Source organism: Acinetobacter sp. CFCC 10889 (assembly GCF_003268395.1).
Taxonomy (GTDB): Bacteria; Pseudomonadota; Gammaproteobacteria; order Pseudomonadales; family Moraxellaceae; genus Acinetobacter.
In genome coordinates, this window is the sequence record NZ_LQXQ01000017.1 from 61594 (window position 1) to 82727 (window position 21134).

General features: G+C 37.8%; 12 protein-coding genes and 5 pseudogenes. 7 read left to right on the forward strand and 10 right to left on the reverse strand.

Features of this window, described 5'->3' with window-relative positions; all coding sequences use genetic code 11:
• Nucleotides 1–252: 252 nt before the first annotated feature.
• Nucleotides 253–2553: a TonB-dependent receptor gene (locus AVJ19_RS08440; RefSeq protein WP_111859305.1), complete on the reverse strand. Its 2301-nt coding sequence runs from the start codon at nt 2551–2553 to the stop codon at nt 253–255.
• A gap of 209 nt (nt 2554–2762) precedes the next feature.
• Nucleotides 2763–4961: a TonB-dependent receptor domain-containing protein gene (locus AVJ19_RS08445; protein WP_111859306.1), complete on the reverse strand. Its 2199-nt coding sequence runs from the start codon at nt 4959–4961 to the stop codon at nt 2763–2765.
• A 283-nt stretch (nt 4962–5244) separates the two neighbouring features.
• Here AVJ19_RS08445 and tig point away from each other — a divergent pair, with 283 nt between their 5' ends.
• The 4 genes and pseudogenes from tig (at nt 5245) to AVJ19_RS08465 (ending at nt 9639) form a co-directional block, all read left to right on the forward strand.
• The gene (gene tig, locus AVJ19_RS08450; protein ID WP_111859307.1) at nt 5245–6579 is read left to right on the forward strand and encodes a trigger factor; all 1335 of its coding nucleotides are present in this window, start codon (nt 5245–5247) and stop codon (nt 6577–6579) included.
• 189 nt (nt 6580–6768) lie between these two features.
• On the forward strand, nt 6769–7380 hold the full coding sequence (clpP, locus tag AVJ19_RS08455) for an ATP-dependent Clp endopeptidase proteolytic subunit ClpP (protein ID WP_111859308.1): 612 nt from the start codon (nt 6769–6771) through the stop codon (nt 7378–7380).
• Between the two features lie 34 nt (nt 7381–7414).
• Nucleotides 7415–8724 (forward strand): annotated as a pseudogene (gene clpX / locus AVJ19_RS08460) (ATP-dependent Clp protease ATP-binding subunit ClpX).
• 160 nt (nt 8725–8884) lie between these two features.
• Nucleotides 8885–9639: pseudogene (locus AVJ19_RS08465) on the forward strand (DUF2846 domain-containing protein).
• A gap of 69 nt (nt 9640–9708) precedes the next feature.
• Here AVJ19_RS08465 and AVJ19_RS08470 read toward each other — a convergent pair.
• The 4 genes from AVJ19_RS08470 to AVJ19_RS08485 all read right to left on the reverse strand — a co-directional run bounded on the left by AVJ19_RS08470 (nt 9709) and on the right by AVJ19_RS08485 (nt 12890).
• Nucleotides 9709–10242, reverse strand: coding sequence for a DUF2059 domain-containing protein (locus AVJ19_RS08470; protein WP_111859309.1), 534 nt, complete (start codon nt 10240–10242; stop codon nt 9709–9711).
• A 41-nt stretch (nt 10243–10283) separates the two neighbouring features.
• Nucleotides 10284–10775, reverse strand: a complete 492-nt coding sequence (locus tag AVJ19_RS08475) for a DUF2059 domain-containing protein (protein WP_111859310.1) — start codon at nt 10773–10775, stop codon at nt 10284–10286.
• Entirely contained in the window at nt 10775–11281 is a 507-nt protein-coding gene (locus tag AVJ19_RS08480) for a hypothetical protein (RefSeq protein WP_111859311.1), read from the reverse strand. The genes AVJ19_RS08475 and AVJ19_RS08480 overlap by 1 nt, the downstream gene beginning before the upstream one ends.
• Before the next feature lie 82 nt (nt 11282–11363).
• On the reverse strand, nt 11364–12890 hold the full coding sequence (locus tag AVJ19_RS08485; RefSeq protein ID WP_111859312.1) for a fumarate hydratase: 1527 nt from the start codon (nt 12888–12890) through the stop codon (nt 11364–11366).
• A 297-nt stretch (nt 12891–13187) separates the two neighbouring features.
• On the opposite strand from AVJ19_RS08485, the gene AVJ19_RS08490 reads away from it, so the two are divergent.
• Nucleotides 13188–13730: a hypothetical protein gene (locus AVJ19_RS08490; protein ID WP_111859313.1), complete on the forward strand. Its 543-nt coding sequence runs from the start codon at nt 13188–13190 to the stop codon at nt 13728–13730.
• Between the two features lie 92 nt (nt 13731–13822).
• On the opposite strand, the gene pta is transcribed toward AVJ19_RS08490, so the two are convergent.
• From pta to AVJ19_RS08510, 4 genes and pseudogenes are all read right to left on the reverse strand, one after another.
• On the reverse strand, nt 13823–15961 hold the full coding sequence (gene pta / locus AVJ19_RS08495) for a phosphate acetyltransferase (protein WP_111859314.1): 2139 nt from the start codon (nt 15959–15961) through the stop codon (nt 13823–13825).
• A 58-nt stretch (nt 15962–16019) separates the two neighbouring features.
• Complete coding sequence (locus tag AVJ19_RS08500) at nt 16020–17237, reverse strand: acetate/propionate family kinase (RefSeq protein WP_111859315.1); 1218 nt, start codon at nt 17235–17237, stop codon at nt 16020–16022.
• A 306-nt stretch (nt 17238–17543) separates the two neighbouring features.
• Nucleotides 17544–17944 (reverse strand): annotated as a pseudogene (locus tag AVJ19_RS22780) (hypothetical protein).
• Nucleotides 17945–18116: 172 nt separating this feature from the next.
• Nucleotides 18117–19382, reverse strand: coding sequence for a glutamate-5-semialdehyde dehydrogenase (locus AVJ19_RS08510; RefSeq protein WP_111859316.1), 1266 nt, complete (start codon nt 19380–19382; stop codon nt 18117–18119).
• A 314-nt stretch (nt 19383–19696) separates the two neighbouring features.
• Between AVJ19_RS08510 and AVJ19_RS08515 the strand changes: the two are divergent.
• Both AVJ19_RS08515 and AVJ19_RS22870 read left to right on the forward strand, forming a co-directional pair.
• Nucleotides 19697–20741, forward strand: a pseudogene (locus tag AVJ19_RS08515) (alpha/beta fold hydrolase); the annotation flags it as partial.
• A 92-nt stretch (nt 20742–20833) separates the two neighbouring features.
• A pseudogene (locus AVJ19_RS22870) lies at nt 20834–21031 on the forward strand (alpha/beta hydrolase); the annotation flags it as partial.
• Nucleotides 21032–21134: the final 103 nt, after the last annotated feature.

Consider the following 21134-nt stretch of genomic DNA (forward strand, 5'->3'; position numbering starts at 1 on the left):
TCTGCGAATAATATTGATAATGATTATTAATAACAATATCTAAAAGCGTTAAATTATGAAAAAAATCTCAGGAAAAAATACTAAATTCGAATGATTTTATCTGATTAAACGATTGGTAAATAAATGAAATGGTTGAAATTTAAGTGGGAAATAATTTTTACTTTATTGTCATGATATGTGTTTTTGAGTATTTTGAAATAAAAAATAGCCTCAGGAGAGGCTATTTTTATGAATCGAGTGTTGTTTAAAAACTTAGTATTTAAAGTTTAAAGACACTACAGCACTACGACCTTCAGCTTCAGCAGCATAGTGTGAAGTATATGCCTTGGTGAAATAGCGTTTATCAGACAAGTTATTTAGGTTAAGTTGTAAATCTACGCTTTTGTTCACGTTATAACGTGCCATTGCATCATAACGTACATAACCCGGAACCCATTTAGTATTTGCAGCATCACCGTAGACTTTGTCCATCGCCACTGCACCAACACCTAAATTAAGTTGTGGGTGTACTTGATAAGTTGTCCAAAGTGTTGCTGAGTTTTTGGCAACATTTTGAACTTGATTTCCATTTGTTGGGCTAGGAGAGTATGTGCCATCTGTATTTTTAACGAAACCAGCATCAACAATTTCACTGTCTAAATAGGTATAACCCAAGCTTAGAGCCCATTTTTCTGTGATATTTCCATTTGCACCAAGCTCAATACCATCTACACGAGTTTCACCAATATTACGGGTAAAACCATCTGTGTCTAATGCACGTGTATTTTCTTTTTCAGTACGGAAAATTGCAGCAGTTAAATTTAACTTATTGCCAAGAACATCCCATTTTGTACCGATTTCATAAGTTTTCACTTCTTCAGGTTTTAAGTTGTTAATGGCACGTGCTTGTTCATCAGTGGTGTTACGACCAGGAACGCTAATTCCTTCAGAACCATCACCAGCATCAACACCTACAGGGTTTGCAGAAGTCGCAAAGCTTGCATAGATTGAACTATTTTCAGTTGGTTTAAATGTTAAACCTGCTTGATAGTTAAAGAAATCATTGTCAGAGCTGTAATTTGTACCTGCTTTGATTGAACCATTATCTTTCTTATAGTCCATTTCAGTTTCAAATTTGTCCCAACGTACACCAAGATCGAGTAACCATTGTGGCGTGATTTCAATATTATCTAAAGCGTAGATTGATTGTGTTTTGGTTGTGATATTCATGACATTTGGATTTGCAGTTACACTGCCTAACCAAGCATCATGTGAATTTGGATTATTAAGATCTGTACACCAACCATTTGAATTAGCTAAAGAACATGCATTATTCGCATTGTTGTTGCTTGAGCTACCACCAATTTTAGAGGTATTCGGATCTGTTACTAAATTACCACCACGATCAGAGTCTTGTTTTGCATATTCAGCACCCACATTAAATTTATGTTTGAGCGTGCCTGTATTAAATTTACCTGTTAAAGCAAGTTGATCAGTAAAGCTGTCAGTACTGGTCAAATTGGTATTTAGACGACGCCAAACTTCACCATTGACCACATTACCTTGGCTATCATCTGGTTGAGTCCATAAGTAATTGTTTTTAGACTTATTATAAACAGCAGTATTAGTAATGGTAATATCATCCGTTAAGTCGTGTTCTAACTTAATCGTACCGGTTTGATTTTCTTGTTTTTGGAAATCACGATCTAACCAACCATAATAAATACCTTGTTTTACATCTACAGGTTTACCAGCAGTCGCTTTTTTTACAGTATCATATTGATAAGGAACGCCTGAGTCAGGTGTGTCATCAGATTTTAAATAATAATAAGCCAAAGTTGCACGAGTGGGTGTGTCTAAACCAAAGGTAATACTTGGTGCGATCCCTGCACGTTTGTATTCTGCACCATCGTCTTGACCTGCTTTTTCGTTATGGTGTCCCATCACTGCAACACGTGCAGCAATGCCATTACCAAAGTCTTTATTACCATCTAAAGTAATACGTTGATAGTTGTCAGTACCATTTGCAATAGAGCCTTCTAAAGAGTCACCTTTTTTAGCCACTTTAGAAATCATGTTGATGCTACCACCTGAAGTCCCTGCACCGCCCATAGCAGAAGCAGAACCTTTAGTGACTTCAACTTGTTCAATTGCAAACATTTCACGGTTTTGTGAAGTTGCATTGCGAATGCCATCCACATACATTGAGCTTTCAGAGTTATAACCACGAATGAAAGGGCGGTCACCATTTGGGTTGCCACCTTCACCTGCGCCAAGCGTAATCCCCGGTACAGTACGAAGAGCATCAGCAAGCGTTGTGACTTGAGTGTCTTCAATCAGTTTTTTTGAAATAATAGAAACAGATTTTGGTGTATCTAAAAGTGGTGCAACAAATTTACTATTTGCTGATTCATCAACTTTTAAGCTGTCTTTTTTTGTTGCGTGAGCTTGCGCATGAATTGTTGGTAGTTGTTGAATTGCTTCATCTTGTGCAATGGCTGCTGTAGCGATGACAGACAAAGAAGAAGCAAGGGCAGAAACAACAACCTTTTTGCGTGATTTGATAAATGACATGATGACTCACTGGAAATGAATGCAAATTTGTATGCGAATAATAATAATTCTTATTAATTTTCACTATTCTTCTTCGATTGTTTTTAACTATGGATGTGTTGATGGTTATTTGTAAATAAAATGTAAATGAATGTAAAAAATATTAAATACATGATTTTTATATTAAATAAAAAACCCTTTAAAAAAGGGTTTTTTATTGGTTTTATGAATTAAAAGTCATAAGACACAGATAACCAGAAGTTCCGCCCTGGTAAATATGTACCATCCATGCCTGAGCTAATTGCCATGTAATCATATGCAGAAGCAAGTTCACCTTTTGCATTAATATAAGTTTGATTACCAGCAAAGTCCTTATCGAGTAAGTTATTTACAGCGCCATTGAAGCGTAATTGATCATTTACAGAATAACTCGCACCTAAGTTAAAGAGGTTATAACCTTTTAACTTATTGTTGGTTAAGTCATAAATCTTCGCTGCATCTGTACCAGGTGTTTGTTCAGTATCATAACGTGTACGACTTGACTTATATTCGTGCTGTAACCAAAGGTCGAGTTGATCATTGATATGCCAAGTTGATGTTGTATTAAAGGCATTTTTAGGTACATTGCTTAAAGCATTACCTTTGTCTTTGCCCTTAGTAATCTCGGTTTCCATATAGGTATAAGCTGTTTGTACATCCCACTCAGGCAGAATACTGTATTTCAAACTTACTTCTACACCTTCAGATTTGGCTTCATCAGCATTCGTTTTTTGTGAGAATGATTTTTGGTCAGTAATGTGTGAACCAAAGCTGACACAGTTTGAATTTGTTAAGTTAGGCTGTGAACCATCTTTTTCTGTAAAATTACAGTTCAATAGCTCAGGACCATTGGTAAAACGGTCTTTAATTTTGGTATGGAACACTGTAGTAGAGAAGTCAATGTCGCCTTGGTTGAAATAGAAACCTAGTTCATAGTTGGTTGATTCCTCAGGCTTTAAGTCAGGTGAACCAATACCAAAGCTTGTCCCTTGCCCTGAAACACTGATGATGCCGTTATGTAAGTCTTTGGCAGAAGGGGCTTTATAACCTGTACTCACACCACCTTTTAAGGTAATTGCATTGTTGGCGTTCCAGACTAAATAAGCACGTGGGCTGAAATGTCCACCAAACCCACTATGTTCTTCAAAACGACCACCGAATGTGAAACGTAGGCTGTCTAACATTTTCCATTCATTTTCAGCATATAAAGACCAAGAATCTTTTTTAAACTCAGAACCAATTCCCGCAATATCATCGGCAACAGTTGCTTCTTTATATTCAGCACCTACGGTGAGTTTATGATTGGCAATTGGTGCAATGAAATGTGTATCAATTACAAGATCTGTATTTTCTAAAGTACGATCTGCACCTGAGCTGACATCATTTGGAAAAGTTTTACTAGGAATAGTACGTCCTACAGTTTCAGTCGTGGTATGGCTTGCATACGATTTTAAGGTGCCTAGTGCATAGTCACCATCATGACCGACAGAGAATTGAGTACGTTTAAACTCTAATTCATCTTGATAACCGTTGGCTTTTTTATCTGTATCTTGTGTGCCTAAACGATTGTCATCATTTTGATAAGTTTGTGATGAATGAAAAGCATCTGCCCAAAGACTATTTTGATCATTCAGTTTTAGGCTAAGTTTTGTTCCAAAATCGTAGTTATCTGATTCACTCGGACGTGGATCACGACCAGATGTACCAGGAATACGTTCTGATTTTTGACGGTCTAAATAACTACCACGAAGTTGTATGCCTAAGCGATCTTGAATAATTGGACCATTAACGACAAAGCTTGATTTCCAAGAATCAGCTTCACCTTTATGCTCCATGATATTGCCACCAACGGTAATATTACCGCCCCAGTCATCACTTATTTTTTTAGTAATAATGTTGATGACACCGCCCATTGCTTCTGAACCATAACGGGTTGCCATGGGACCACGAATGACTTCGATGCGTTCAATCGCTGAAATTGGTGGTAAATAACCACTCGAAGTTTCACCAAAACCATTAGGTGTTACATCACTTGAGGTTGATTGGCGTCGACCATCAATCAAGATCAAAGTATAAGGTGCATCCAAACCACGCATTTTGATATTTAAACCTGAGGTTTTACCCACGCCATCACGAATATCAAGACCAGGCACATCGACCAATAAATCTGCAATTGATGTCGCATTCTTTTGTTCTATTTGTTCTTTAGAAACGACACTAATACTTGCAGGTGCATTTTTCAGTTTCTGTTCAAAGCCTGATGCAGTAAAGACTACAGTATCTAGTTGTTGCACAGGTTCTTCAGATGCTGTTTTTGTTTCAGCATAGGCAAAGCTTGAACCGAAGCTACATAATGCCAGTGTAAGTGGGTGAAGGTTGAGTTTACTCATAAAAGAATTCCAATAGATGGACGAGATGAAAAATGTAAGTAAATGAAAAACAAAAAATATTTCAAAATTGAAAAGAATAATAATGAGAAGTGTTATTGTTTGCAATAAATTTGTGAATATTTTTTACCAAATATAGAAAAAATAAATTTAAAAAATTACTGAAAAGAAATATGGAGAAATTTTTATTTTAGAGGTTAAAATAGCCAACATTTTGTATATCTATAAAGTTGTCATATAATGTGGCACTTTTTTAAATTGTAACTACTATTATATAGAGGAAGCCATGCAAGTAACTTCTGAAGCGGTTTCGGGCATTGCCCGTCGTTTAAATGTATCTGTACCGACGAGCCGTGTAAATGAGCAATTTGAAGCTCGTTTAAAGCGCGCTGCCAAAACTGTAAAGATTAACGGCTTCCGTCCAGGTAAAGTGCCTGTAAACGTTGTTCGTCGTGAATATGGTGCTGGCATTTACCAAGAAGTGGTGAATGACATCATCCGTGACTCAGTATTTGAAGCAATTCAACAAGAGAAAATCAACGCTGTTGGTATGCCAAATATCGATAAAGTTGAAAATAAAGAAGACGCTTTAGTTTTTGAAGCAACTGTAGAAGTTTATCCTGAAGTTGTTGTAAATGCGCTTGATGGCTTAGAAATCGAACGTAAATCAGCATCTGTAAATGATAAAGATGTTGATACAATGCTCGAAAATCTTCAAAAGCAACGTCAAACTTGGGCTGAAACCAAAGGTATGTCTAAAAAAGACATGCAAGTAACTTTCGATTTCGAAGGTACTGTTGATGGCGAAAAATTTGAAGGCGGCGCTGCGCAAGACTTTAAACTTGTTCTAGGTTCTGGTCGTATGATCCCTGGCTTCGAAGATGGCATCATCGGCATGAAGAAAGGCGAAGAGAAAGTAATCGATGTAACTTTCCCAGAAGACTACCAAGCTGAAAACCTTGCAGGTAAAGCAGCACAATTCAAAATCAATGTGAAATTGGTTGAAAAGCCAAAACTTCCTGAAATTGATGCTGAATTCTTAAAAATCTTTGGTTTAACTGAAGAAGAAGGCGTTGAAAAATTAAAAGCTGACGTTCGTAAAAACATGGAACGTGAAGTGAAAAATGGTCTTCGTAACCAAGTTAAATCGGCTGCGTTTGATGCACTTGTTGCTGCAAACGAAGTTGAACTTCCAACATCAATGGTTGCTCAAGAAATTGACCGTCAACGTCAACAAATGATCCAACAATTCACTCAACAGTTTGGTGCTCAAGGTGCGCAAGCATTTGACAGCAGCATGCTTCCTGATGATTTGTTCAAAGAACAAGCTGAAAAATCAGTAAAATTGGGTGTACTTGTAAGCAAAGTATTGGCTGATGCTCAACTTGAAGTAGATGCTGCACGTGTTGATGCTTATATCGAAGACATGGCAACCTCTTATGAAGATCCTGCTGAAGTGATCGAATACTTCAAAAATGATGAAAAACAACGTGCTCAAATCGAAGCTGTTGTTTTAGAAGATCAAGTTGTAGATTATATCTTAGCTGCTGCAAAAGTATCTGATACTGAAGTGAGCTACCAAGATTTATTGAAAGAACAACAAGCACGTCAACAAGGCTAAGTTCTTTTTGATGAAGAGGCGCTTTCGAGCGCCTTTTTTTATGCAGTAAAAATTTGTAAATGTCCTGAAATCACAATGCTTATTCGAAAAAAGTTTGATATTTAATTGGGAATATTTTGCAATTTCAATCATTATCCCTCATATTGTCACTATGAGCTGGGTAACAAAAAATTCAGGAATAAATAACATATGTATGTTCCATCTATTGAAAACGCTTTAGTCCCTATGGTCGTTGAACAATCATCTCGTGGTGAACGTTCATTCGATATTTTTTCACGTCTTTTACGTGAGCGCGTTATTTTCTTAACAGGTGAAGTTGAAGACAACATGGCGAACTTAATCGTTGCGCAAATGTTGTTCTTAGAAGCTGAAAACCCAGAAAAAGATATTCATTTATATATCAATTCTCCGGGTGGTTCGGTGACTGCGGGTATGGCGATTTACGATACTATGCAATTCATTAAACCAGATGTGGTGACCTATTGTATGGGGCAAGCTGCATCAATGGGTGCATTCTTGTTGAATGCTGGTGCAAAAGGCAAACGTTATTGTCTGGAAAATGCACGTGTGATGATTCACCAGCCATTAGGTGGCTTCCGTGGTCAGGCATCGGATATTGAAATTCATGCCCGTGAAATTTTATTTATCAAAGAACGTTTAAATCGCTTAATGGCAGAGCATAGTGGTCAAGACTATGAACGTGTCGCAAAAGATACAGATCGTGATAATTTCATGACAGCAGAACAAGCGAAAGAATATGGTTTAGTGGATCAAGTGTTGTCAAAACGCCCTCAAAACTAAGCTTTAACGTACAGATTTTAGATTTGGAGTGAAAATGTCCGATAATCCTCAAGGACAAAAACATTGTTCATTTTGTGGAAAGACACAGTCTGAAGTTGGAAAATTGATCGCTGGTGAAGACGCTTACATTTGTAATGAATGTGTAGATGTTTGCTTAGACCTCGTACAAACTAGTCAACAAGTGGAAACAGGTGATTGGGCAACACGCCCATTACCTAAACCACATGAGATTCGTGCTGCACTTGACCAATATGTAATTGGTCAAGATACTGCAAAAAAGACTTTGTCAGTTGCAGTTTATAACCATTACAAGCGTTTAAAAGTGACGCAATCTGCAAATAAACCTAAAGATGCAATTGAGCTTGCAAAGAGTAATATTTTGCTGATTGGACCAACAGGTTCAGGTAAAACTTTACTCGCACAAACACTTGCTCGTTTGTTGGATGTGCCTTTTGCAATGGCGGATGCGACAACTTTGACCGAAGCTGGTTATGTGGGTGAAGATGTTGAAAACATCGTGCAGAAGCTGTTACAAAAAGCAGATTATGATGTAGAAAAAGCGCAAAAAGGCATTATCTACATTGATGAGATCGATAAGATTACCCGTAAATCTGAAAATCCATCGATTACTCGTGATGTATCAGGTGAAGGTGTACAGCAAGCACTCTTAAAAATGATTGAGGGTACAGTTGCATCAATTCCACCGCAAGGCGGACGCAAGCATCCACAACAAGAGTTTATTCAAATTGACACTGCAAATATTTTATTTATTTGTGGAGGTGCATTCTCAGGTCTTGAAAAAGTTGTGCAACAACGTCAAGAAAAAGGTGGCATCGGTTTCACAGCAGATGTGAAAAATAAAGATGACACTAAGAAAGTATCTGAGTTATTCCGTCAAGTTGAAGCAACCGATTTGGTGAAATTTGGTTTAATTCCAGAGTTTATTGGTCGTTTGCCTGTGATAGCAACACTTGAAGAGCTTGATGAAGAAGCGTTGATGCAATTTTGACTGAGCCAAAAAATGCGTTAACACGTCAGTATCAGTATTTGTTTGAAATGGAAAATGTGGATCTGATTTTTGAAGATTCTGCATTGCGTGCAGTGGCGAAAAAAGCACTTGAACGTAATACAGGTGCACGTGGTCTGCGTTCAATTTTGGAAAATGTTTTACTTGAAACCATGTATGACTTACCAAGTCGTGAAGATGTGGGCACCGTACTCATTAATGCTGATGTGATTAATGATAAAGCCCAACCTGTGTATCAGGCAGAACGTCAGCCGAAACAAGAACAAGTGGTTGAAGAAAAGGTTGATTTAAAAGTGATCGATAGCAAATCTGCTTAAGTACTTTTGTAAATTTACTGCAATTCATCCGAAACGTGTAAGAAGCTGGACTTTTTACACGTTTTTTATTTTTAAATCGTCAATGAAATGTTAAGCTGAATTTGAGAAAATCATCTTCATTCAAAAAATGAAAATAAAAAATACGTGGTGAGGGATAATCATGCGTTACGTTGGTCTAATGATTTTAGCGAGTTGTACGTTGACAGCTTGTCAGAGCCATAAAGCAGTTGAACAGCAACAGACAAGTCAGAATGCTGTTTCTACACTGAAAGCGGTCGATTTTGAAAAAGAAAATTCTTTTGTTTATGAAAAACTAGACCAATATAAATTGGGTAAATTTTCTGTGGGTTCGTGGGTCAATCAAGAGCCAGGACAATATTTCAAATTGGTCAAACCACAAAATCCAAATGCAGCAGTGGTATATTTCTATCGTCCTGATAGCAAGTGGAATCGCCAAGAAATTATTGCACAAAGTTTTTATTTAAATGGCAAAAGAATCCCAAGTTTGATCAGTAATCATTATTACTGGATTGAATTGGCAGAGGGTGATTATAAACTCAGTTTGAGCCGTCCTTTGGCTGTGGTGCATTTCCAAAAGCCCAAAGTTGCATATTTCCATGTGCAGGCTGGACAGCAATATTTTGTGAAATATGAGGAAGAAAAATTCCGTGGTGGTCCAAATGGTGGGGGTGACTTGTTGAAAGTTGGTCCATTGATGCAATGCCAACTCGTCAGGGTCTAAAAGAAATAGGTATGACGCAATTGAAGACCCCAGGTTTGAATTTTGTCGGTGAGTTAAATGCCAATGGTCAGTTGGTGAAACCAAGAGAAAAAATTGACAGTGGTGATTATCAAGCGAGTGATGATGTACATTTAAATACACCATTTAAGATTTGGAATCCACTCACATGGTGATTTGAATTTTTTATGTGTATGATTAAAAAGAGGTTTGAATACCTCTTTTTGGTTTTTGGAGCAGATGATTTATTGAGCTTCAGCTGCTTTTTTTAATGCTTCTAATTTTTTATTCACTTGTGCAAAATCTTTTTCTGCCGCTTGCATGGTTGACATCAACTGTATATTGACGATTTTCATTGATTCTTGTGCCACGATTGGGCTTTTCTCAAGAATGGATTGACCAACTTTACTTGAATAAAAATCAATTTGTGCCTGAACTTCTTCGGCATTATAAACATCTTTATAAATCTTTTGATAAATTGGCTGCATTTTATCCCAAGAAATACTTTTCTTATTTTGTTCAAACAATTTATCAGCCAATTCATTGGCAACGATTTGTTCTTGTGGGCTAAGTTTTTCATGTTTTACGATATTTTGTACAGCAACATAGGCTTGTTGATCGATTTGCGGACGAATTTGTTGTATGGTTTGTTGTAAAATTTGATCGATTTTCATCACTTCGATCAATTTTAGAATCTGTTGATCTGTCGCTTGTGCTGCAAAAGTCCAAGGTGCAATGCTACAGAGTCCTGCACAGAGTAGAGTTTTCAGCATATTCATATTGATGTCCTTATTGCTAAATGTGTAATTTATATGTTGGATTATCTTTGGAAAAACTTTTCCATTGTTTGACTGAGTTTTTGTTGTGCTTGCGGTGATGGTTCCGAATTTTCAGGGAAAATTTGTTCAACAGCACTCATTATTTTATCTTTAAAATCGTTGTTATTTAAAATAGATTTGCCTATTGGGGTTTGATAAAAAGAAATCCATTCTTGCATTTCTTCTTCAGTCATATTTTGCTGATAAATTTGAGTGAGCTTTTGTTGCATTTTTTGTTTATAGCGATCATTTGAATAAAAATTTTTCACAACATTGTAGACACGTGTTTGGTTTTCTGGTGTCTGAGGAATATTGTGATATTGCATAATTTGTTCAGTCAATGCTTGAAAAGTTGTGTGGTCAGACAGTTTTTCAATAGATTGATCTAATTGAATGGTATTGAAAAACGTTTCGGTTATTTGGGGATTGGCGGGTGTTGCATAAAGCAATGTGCTTGATGTGCAAAGCACCCATAGTAATGCAATTTTTTTCATTATTTTTGAGCATCCTGAATGATGTTTTGAATTTCTGCTGAGCTGATGAGTTGGTTAAAATCATTAGTTGATACATCAATCATGTGTGCGATCATCACTGGAATATTTTTACCTGCATCTTTCATATGTGGTTTTTGATATACTTTGAGTAAAGCATCTGCTTGGTCTTTATTAAAGCTTTGATATGCTGCACGAATATTGTTGAGGAATGTTTTTTCATCTACATTTTCAATCATGTCATTAATGATAATATCTGAAACTTGAATAATTAACGCTTGTTGTTCTGCACTGATTTGATGTCTGGCTTGTTGCATTTGATCAAGCATTAATTCTTCGGTTGCTGCTTTCATATTGGGCATGCTTTGTTTGAGTAAAGCGGGTTTGAATTGATCCCAATGTTCAACTTTGATGAGTTGTTCAATTTGTTGTGGCGTAGCAGGTGCTGCAAAAGTTTGAATAGCAAAACTTAATAGAAATATTGAAAATACATAAGGTTTTATTTTCATCTTATTCTCAGAAATAAAAAAGCACCCTAATCATAGGATGCTTTTTCATCAAGATTCAAGTTGAATCTCTCTAAATCTTGGATTAGTTCGCAGCAGCATCAACCACTGGAATTTTCCCGATTTTTGCTTGCCAGATTTTTGGCGCAGTCGCATGGATTGATGTACCATTGACATCCACTGCAACGGATACAGGCATATCTTCCACGACAAATTTGTAGATTGCTTCCATACCTAGGTCAGCAAATGCCACAACTTCAGCTTGACGAACTGCTTTAGACACGAGGTAAGCAGCACCACCGACAGCCATCAGGTAAGTCGCTTTGTTGTCTTTGATTGCTTCGATTGCAGTTGGACCGCGATCCGCTTTACCAATCATACCGAACAAACCAGTTGCTTCAAGCACTTGACGGGTGAATTTGTCCATACGTGTAGCCGTTGTCGGACCTGCTGGACCAACCACTTCATCACCAACAGGATCAACAGGACCAACGTAGTAAATAAATTTACCTTTAAGGTCTACAGGAAGTTCTTCACCATTGTCTAACATTTCACACATGCGTTTATGTGCAGCGTCACGACCTGTATAGATCGTACCGTTAAGCAATAATGTGTCACCCGGTTGCCAAGAATTCATTTCTTCTTGTGTGATGTTGTCTAGGTCAACACGTTTAGATTTTGAAGAATCCCAAGTCACTTCTGGATAATCAGAAAGTTTAGGTGCTTGAATATGTGCAACGCCTGAACCGTCTAATTGGAAATGTGCATGACGAGTTGCAGCACAGTTTGGAATCATACCAACTGGTTTGCCTGCAGCATGGCAAGGGTAGTCTTTGATTTTAATATCAAGCACAGTGGTTAAACCGCCAAGACCTTGCGCACCAATACCGAGCGCATTTACTTTTTCGAAGATTTCCATACGAAGTTCTTCGATTTTATTTTCAGGTCCACGACGAAGTAACTCGTCCATGTTGATTTCTTCCATGAGTGATTCTTTTGCAAGCATCATGGCTTTTTCAGCAGTACCGCCGATCCCGATCCCGAGCATGCCCGGTGGACACCAACCTGCACCCATTGTTGGAACAGTTTTCAGTACCCAATCCACGATTGAATCAGATGGATTCAGCATAGCAAGTTTAGATTTATTTTCTGAACCGCCACCCTTAGCAGCAACAGTGATGTCGACTTTATTGCCCGGAACGAGTTTGTAGTGAATCACAGCAGGGGTATTGTCTTTGGTATTTTTACGACCAAAAGCAGGATCTGCAAGGACAGATGCACGAAGTACGTTAGAATTTTCCAAGTAACCTTGGCGTACACCTTCATTGATTGCATCATCCAAGCTCATGGTTAAATCAAATTTAACATCTAAGCCCACATCAACAAATACGTTAACAATACCAGTATCTTGACAGATTGGACGATGACCTTCTGCACACATACGAGAGTTAATTAAAATTTGTGCAATGGCGTCTTTTGCAGCTTTGTTCTCTTCACGATCATAGGCACGACTCATCGCTTGGATGAAGTCTTGTGGGTGATAGTAAGAAATGAACTGAAGTGCATCCTTGACCGATGTGATCAAGTCATCTTGCTTGATAATAGTTGTCATATCAAAAATCTCTTGAGCGGGCTGATAGCTAGCGGGCTAAATTATACGTGATATTGCTGGTTTTGTGGGAGCTTTGGCTAAGATTTGGGCTAAAGTTTAATAAATCTTATTTAGAAAAATCTATGAGATGGATATATGAAATCGTAGTGCTTTAGCTTTCTTTTTATTGGTAAATTTTTATTGTATCGACTATTGGTGTATTGCAATTTATTTCAAAATCTAAGTCAATATAAAATCTATTAGAAGTATTTATTCTTTAAAAGTTAATAATTTAAGCATTAAAAGTAGGGTGATGAAATGAAAAAGTTTTTATGCTTGTCTTTGTTGATGAGTAGTGCCATGGTTCATGCAGCAGATTGGACACCTGTTTTTAAACCGTTGGAAGAGGGGTGTGTGGGTGATAGCCCAGTTTTATCGAGTATTACTGAGCAATTGATCACATGGCAGCAACAAAATGATGGTTCAGCACGTCCAATCGTCAGTAAAAATGCCCAACAGGGAAAATATCGTAATGTGCCGCAAAATTATCTCAGAGATATGACACCTGCAAGCATTAAAAAAATGAATTTAGGTCAAGATTATCCGAATTATTATACACATATCTATGTTGGCTTAAAAAATGCACAGCTTTATCAGCTTCCAATTGATGGTTTTGCTCAATATGTCGATGGTGAAAATGGGGTGTCAGGTAAAATAATTTTATTTAAACCGATGACACCGCAAAATTATAATCGATTGAAAAAAATCAAATTTAAGATAGAGCCAGATGTGGAATTTCAAGGCAGTATTCAAAAAGCACCCAATGGGCAAGTTTATTTATGGTGTGACAGCAGTATGTAAATATGATCAAACATAACGGATAAAAAAGACCACCCAATCTGAAAATTGGGTGGTTTGAGTATCAAACTTTGAATGATATTGGAATAAAGAATCTAAGCTTCTTGTTGCGCAGACTGAATCGCAGTTAAGGCAATGGTAAATACAATATCATCCACCAATGCACCACGAGATAAGTCATTTACAGGTTTATTCAAACCTTGCAACATTGGACCTACACTGACCACATTTGCTGAGCGTTGTACGGCTTTATAGGTAGTATTACCTGTATTTAAATCAGGGAAAATAAACACATTGGCACGACCTGCAACTTTTGAATCAGGTGCTTTTGATTTACCAACACTTTCAACAGAAGCAGCATCGTACTGTAATGGACCATCAATCAATAAGTCAGGACGGCGTTGTTTGGCAATCTCAGTTGCTTTTGCAACTTTTTCAACATCTGCCCCCATACCTGATGTTCCTGTAGAGTAAGAAATCATCGCAATACGTGGGTCGATACCAAATGCTTTTGCAGAGTCAGCAGACTGAATCGCAATCTCAGCCAATTGTTCCGCATCAGGATCAGGATTGATTGCACAGTCACCATATACATAAACTTCATCAGGCAACAGCATAAAGAATACTGAAGAAACCAATGAGTAATCAGGTGCTGTTTTGATCAATTGGAACGCAGGACGTACAGTATTCGCTGTAGTATGTACTGCGCCAGAGACTAAACCATCAACTTGATCAAGTGCAAGCATCATCGTACCAAGTACAACCGTGTCTTGGAGTTGATCACGTGCTTGTAGATCATTCAGTTTGCCTTTACGCAATTCCACCATTTTTTCGACATATTGTTCACGGATCAAATCTGGATCAATGATTTCCAAGTCATCTGGAAGTTCGATATTACGTGCACGAGCAACTTCAACGACTGCTTCAGGTTTTGCCAATAAAATACAATGTGCAATACCACGAGATTGACAAATTGCTGCAGCTTGAATAGTACGTGGCTCATCACCCTCAGGCAGTACGATACGTTTTTTCGCTGCAATTGATTTTTGTACCAATTCATGACGGAAAGCTGATGGTGATAAACGTGGTTGATAGTCGCCATTTAATAACAAAACTAACCAGTCGCCATTGATATGACTCGATACAAAACGTGTAACTTGTTCAGCACGTTCAGTATCATCAATAGGAATTTCATTGCTCAGATTTGAAAGCAATTGCGTGGTTTCAAATGTACTGAGTGGTGTATGTAAAATTGGTAAACCGCTTTTAATGGCAGTTTGACAGAATGCTAACGCAATTGGATTTGGTTCTTGCTGTTCAGCTAAAACCAAACCTGCTAATGGAATACCATTACTGGTTGCTAAGCTTGCCGCAAGTAAGACATCAATCCGATCTGCTGCACTAATAATTAATTCGCCTGCGGTGAATTTTTGTAATTCATGTTCAATGTTTGATGCAACAAGGCTGCTGTGTAAAACACGGCGTGTGTTTGATTTTCCTTCATTGATCCAACTTGCTTGAATATGTGCAGCTAAGTCAGAAACACGTGGCACACTCAAAGTGTCACTAAATGGCACTAAACCAATAATCGGTAAATGTTCAGTACCAATGTGTGAATGTGTACGTTGAATTGCTTGAGTGAATTTTTCAGTTTCTTCAACCAAACGTAAATCTGGTGCATAAGTCACAGGAATCTGTGCTGATTCTTCAGACAAACCACGGGTACGCATGAACAAGACACCAACATTACGAGTAGATGCAGCACCACCGAAGTTACGCAGTTGTGCTTCTACTTTTTCAGCGGTTTGTTCAGGTTTTTCAATGTTGGCATTGCTGACAAAAATTACTTTCGCATCTAAAGCTTGAGCAAGTGCAGCATTGAGTTCACTCGCAAAAGAATCACGTGCAGTCGGTACGATACCTTCAACAATGATAATGTCATGTGTACGTGCAACTTCACGATGTAAACGAACTGCTTCTTCAAGCAATTCGTCCATTTCACCCGCATTAAGTAAATGGGTGAGTTGAGTGTATGCAATTGGTTCTACAGTTTCATTTTTAGACACATGACGATACAGTGCTGTCGTACGGTCAGATTCAGCTTTTTCATCTTGTGAAAAAGGTTTTAAAAATCCAGCTTTTACTCCTTGACAATCCAAAGCGTAAATAAGACCAAGACATGCAGAGGTAAGACCAACGCCTTCACCCGTAGGAACCAATAAAATTGTTTTCATACACTATTCTTAACAAGATTAATCAAAAATAAATTTTAAAATAGAATCCGATGACAGCTTAAGCTGTCACGATTTCAGCATCAGACTTTTTTGCAGCAGCATTTCCTGCTTGTAATGCAACATGCTCAGTTTCTTTGGCAATACGACCTTCTTCATCAGTTGGCACTACCCAAATTTGAGGACCAGTACCTGCATCAATACGACCTTCAGTACCACGTTTTAAACCATCATTATTTTCTTTACTGAGGTTAAAGCCAAAGTGAGGAAGATATGAAATGGTTTTTTCACGGATATAAGCAGAGTTTTCACCAATACCACCTGTGAAGAACAAGCCATCAATGCGTGGTAAACCACAGCTTAAACCTGCTAAAGATTTTGCTAAACGGTAGCAGAATACTTCAATAGCAAGAGTTGCATCTTCATTGCCTTGTTCAGATGCTTCAATCAAAGTACGCATATCATTTGAAAGGTCAGACAAGCCAAGTAAACCAGATTGGCTATTGAGCATTTTGTCGATTTTGTAAATGTCCCAACCTAAGTTAGATGCAAGGAAGCTATGAATACTTGGATCAACATCACCACTACGCGTACCCATAACCACGCCTTCAAGTGGTGTTAAACCCATAGAGGTATCAACAGATTGACCATTCCAAATCGCACAAGTTGAGCTACCATTGCCTAAATGTGCTGTGAGCCAACCGCCTTTTTTATAGCTGCCTGCAAGCTCAGAACCACGTTCAGATACATAAGCATGGCTTGTACCGTGGAAGCCATAACGGCGTACATTGTGCTCAGTGTATAAAAATTTTGGTAATGCATAACGATATGCATGTGAAGGCATCGTTTGATGGAATGCGGTATCAAACACAGCAACTTGTGGTAACTGTGGGAACAGGCGCATGGTTGCATCAATACCTACAAGATGTGCAGGATTGTGCAATGGCGCAAGAGGTGTTGCTTCACGAATGCGTTCAATAATTTCAGGGGTCAATAACTCAGCTTTGGTTAAAGTACCACCATGAACTACACGGTGACCAATTGCTTGAGGATTGTGGTGAGCTAAACGCTCAAGAATGGTTTCCAATGCTTTTTCATGATCAGCATGTGGAATAGATAATTCAAGTTCAGCACCACCTGTGGTAATGCCTTTAATACGTGCATCAACAGAACCTAAGTTTTCTGCCAAACCAAAGATTCGATCTTTACGGTGCTCTGAAACCAAAGCATATTTAATTGATGAAGATCCGCAGTTAATAACTAATACTGATGTAGACACGTTTTAATACCCGAAATTGTAATTGATATTCGTCCTGATTGATCTGATTACGCTTTTGTTGGTGCAATTTAGATCAGTAGTGATGTTGTACCATGTGTTGTTTTTCTGTCCTAGATAGACTTTAGGTGATTAGACTTAAGCACTATCGACCACTTTAAGAATTATAATTAAAATTTATCAGTTGATAGATTTCATTTATAAATAAAATATTACGGCTTTACTTCACGATTTAAACTTAAACCATAGCATGAGTTGTATAGAAAATTTGATGCTTTTACGTTTTCTGAAAAAGAATTGTTTTAAAAATTATTTCGAATATTTAATTTCCGACCAACGCACCAGTACATAAGCGATCAGTGCAACCATAAAAAACACCAACATCATCCATGCTAAACCTTGTAAAGTTTCAATTATCGTTCGATAAATCTCTAAAAACCAACGCTCTGAGGTTAATTTTAAAATGATTGGCGCTTTGTCATTGGTATAGGTGATGGGGCTAATATATTTTTCCATATCATAAATACGAATGCCTGAAGAAGTACCAACCACCATGCCTGCAAATTTGGTGTATTTTGCCCAAGCTGTATGGATCGGATCATTGATGATCGTGCCAGAATTGCATTAATCGAATTTGAAAAAATACGCATGACAATAAACGAAACCAGCAATGCCAAGAAAAATGTAATGATGATTAAGGCATAAAACATAAAATTTCCTTATCGTGACATAAAGGATTTATTGTAGAAAAGTTAAACGATAGAATTGTGGAGGTTGTTGTAGATTTTTAGCACAGTTTTGCGATAGAAAATTTTAAAGCAATAAAAAAACTGCATCGCTTTTTAAACGATGCAGTTTTTATAGAACAAAAGTCATGAATCATTACTGACGAATTTGACCATCGCCCAATACGATCCATTTTTGCGAAGTTAAACCTTCTAAACCCACTGGACCACGTGCATGGATTTTATCCGTAGAAATACCAATTTCAGCACCTAAGCCATATTCAAAACCATCAGCAAAGCGAGTAGAGGCATTAACCATCACCGAGCTTGAGTCGACACGGGTTAAGAACTGACGTGCTAAACTAAAGTTTTCAGTGATAATCGAATCAGTATGATGTGAACCATATTTATTAATATGATCAATCGCTTCATCAACACCTGAAACGACTTTTACAGCTAAAACTGGACCAAGATATTCTTCATACCAATCTTCTTCAGTTGCAGTTTTTACTGATGCACCTAAAATGCGGCGAGTTTCGGCATCACCACGTAGCTCAACTTGCTTTTCAGCATAAAGTTCTGCAATGAGTGGTAAAAATTCTTCAGCAATTTTTTCATCAACCAGTAAAGTTTCCATGGCATTACAAACACCATAACGATGTGTTTTTGCATTTAAAGCGATTGGAAGTGCTTTGTGCAAATCTGCTTGTGCTTCAACAAAAACATGGCAATTTCCATCCAAATGTTTGATCACTGGAATGGTGGCTTCATTGGTAATCAGTTCAACCAAGCCCTTGCCACCACGTGGAACGATGACATCGACATATTCTGACAAGGTAATCAATTGACCTACTGCTGCACGATCTGTGGTGTTGACGACTTGTACGCAAGTTTCAGGTAAGCCAACCGTGTTTAAAGCATGCTGAATCGCTGCTGCAATTGCTTGATTTGAATTGAGTGCTTCCGAACCACCACGTAAAATAATCGCATTGCCTGATTTGAGTGCAAGAGATGCCGCTTCAAGTGTCACGTTTGGACGAGATTCATAAATCATACCCACAACGCCTAAAGGCACACGCATTTTACCAATCTGAATACCTGTTGGGCGATAAGCCAAATCCGTGATTTCACCGATTGGATCAATCAGTGCAATGACATCTTTTAAACCATCAAGCATCGCTTGAAAGCGTTTGGGGTTGAGTTCTAGGCGATCCAGTAGGGCGCTATCTAAGTTTTTTGAGCGACCATTGTCCATATCAATTTTATTTGCAGCTAAAATTTGCGGTTGGCTATTTTCCAAAGCGGTATAAATAGCAGATAGCGCATTATTTTTTTGCAGTGTAGAAGCACCTGCCAAAAAGCGTGATGCTTGACGTGCCTGTTGTCCTACAGTTTGCATATACTGTTCAATAGAATCTTGCATAGCGTTTTAATTGACCACCTAAAAATTTCCCTTTGATAGTAGCAGTCAATGTCAAAGCAAGGAAGTCTGATTAGAAAATAAAACAGAAAATGCAAATGAAAACGGATGTTTGTAAATATTTTGCAATGCTTTTCCCCTTTAAATATGATAAGCGGTCATTTCGGCAATTGCACAGAATTCACATATTTGTATAGAATGAAACCATAAGGACATTGAAATGATACAAAAGTAAGTCTGTATCACGATTTGATAAAACAACGCGAGCGATAAAAATCTTGCAGACTAAAAGAATAAAGCAAGGATGGAGGAAGGATATGAATTCCATTATCCAGATGGACTCAGAATCAAATCAAAATTTTACAAATTTTGGTTTTTTCGATATTTACAATAAAAATAGCTTCAAACAACCAGCACGGACGACGTGGATTGATGGTTGGAAAATTGAATATATGGCGATTGCTGATCCAGAGACGATCCATAACACGCCTATTGTAATTATTGGTGGTGCTTTTCAGAACTTTAACTCATATAAATATTGTGTTGAGCAGTTTTTTGAAAGCGGTCCTGTAATTTTAATTGACCTCCCATCGATGGGAGCAAATCAACAGATTACCAATGTTGATACAGGCTTGTCCGCAGGCACGTTGGAACTTCCCGATTTATCTCAAATGTTAGGTCAGTGGTTTGACATTATCGGGATTCCAAAAGTTGATGTGGTGGGTATTTCTTTAGGTTCAGTCATCGCCTCTTTTTTTGTGGAGCAGCGTCCTGAACTGGTAGAGAAAATGATTTTGATGGGTGTTATGCAAAAAACTCGTCAGAGTTGGCGTATGTTACTCGAAGAATCCTTAATGTTGATGAAAGAACAACGTATGGATGAGTTTGGTCAGGCGGTGATTTTGTATTTGGTCAATCATGCTAAGCTCGATAAAACTCGGATGTCACCTACAGCAAAACGCCTTTTCTTTAAGCAGATGGCGCAGTTTTCTGAAACAGAACAAGAACGTTACGAAATTAACTGTAATCGCTTGTTACGTCTGAATAATGTACCTGTACCACAGTGTGATACCTTAGTGGCATGTGGGCAATATGATAGTTTTACATTGCCCCATGAAAATGCAGCATTTGCTCTGCAATGCCCAGATATGCAATTTGCCATGATTGCCAATGCGGATCATGTGCCACAGTTGCAACGCCGTAAAGAAACCATGACTTTGTTTACAACTTATTTAAAAGGTGAGTCGATTCATGGTTTGGACGGCATTATTAATTTAAGCCGTGAAGATATGCAGAATATGGAACGCCGTGGTGAAGACCGTATTCAGATCCAACAGCCTGCTCGTCAGTTGCGTCATCGTCATTTGGCACGTGAAATCAATGTACATGTCAATGATGTGAATTATTTTGGGCTTTCGATGACTTTAAGTACAGAGGATGCACAATTTGCAGCACAACATACACGTGATTTGGCACTGATTTTAAATGATGAACAAGGCGAATTTGCTATTGAATGTTTGATCTTTGAAACAGGTGACAATCATATTCGTGCTTTATTTAAACATGGCAGTTTTGAAAATGCGGATCGTTTACTGCAATTTATCGCAGCAGAACGTGCCATGTCAGAGATTAAAGTCTGTGAAAATGTTTAAAATTTTGAGATGAATAAAAAATCAGTCCGTTGTGACTAATGCTGATCAGTTAAGGATTTTTTGAATCCTCCCCAACCCTCCTTTTCCAAAGGAGGGAGCTTTT

Coding starts and splice junctions, on each gene's coding strand:
- AVJ19_RS08470 (WP_111859309.1), bottom strand. CDS start 10,242: ATGAATATGCTGAAAACTCTACTCTGTGCAGGACTCTGTAGCATTGCA.
- AVJ19_RS08445 (WP_111859306.1), bottom strand. CDS start 4,961: ATGAGTAAACTCAACCTTCACCCACTTACACTGGCATTATGTAGCTTC.
- AVJ19_RS08475 (WP_111859310.1), bottom strand. CDS start 10,775: ATGAAAAAAATTGCATTACTATGGGTGCTTTGCACATCAAGCACATTG.
- AVJ19_RS08490 (WP_111859313.1), top strand. CDS start 13,188: ATGAAAAAGTTTTTATGCTTGTCTTTGTTGATGAGTAGTGCCATGGTT.
- AVJ19_RS08440 (WP_111859305.1), bottom strand. CDS start 2,553: ATGTCATTTATCAAATCACGCAAAAAGGTTGTTGTTTCTGCCCTTGCT.
- tig (WP_111859307.1), top strand. CDS start 5,245: ATGCAAGTAACTTCTGAAGCGGTTTCGGGCATTGCCCGTCGTTTAAAT.
- AVJ19_RS08510 (WP_111859316.1), bottom strand. CDS start 19,382: ATGCAAGATTCTATTGAACAGTATATGCAAACTGTAGGACAACAGGCA.
- pta (WP_111859314.1), bottom strand. CDS start 15,961: ATGAAAACAATTTTATTGGTTCCTACGGGTGAAGGCGTTGGTCTTACC.
- AVJ19_RS08480 (WP_111859311.1), bottom strand. CDS start 11,281: ATGAAAATAAAACCTTATGTATTTTCAATATTTCTATTAAGTTTTGCT.
- clpP (WP_111859308.1), top strand. CDS start 6,769: ATGTATGTTCCATCTATTGAAAACGCTTTAGTCCCTATGGTCGTTGAA.
- AVJ19_RS08485 (WP_111859312.1), bottom strand. CDS start 12,890: ATGACAACTATTATCAAGCAAGATGACTTGATCACATCGGTCAAGGAT.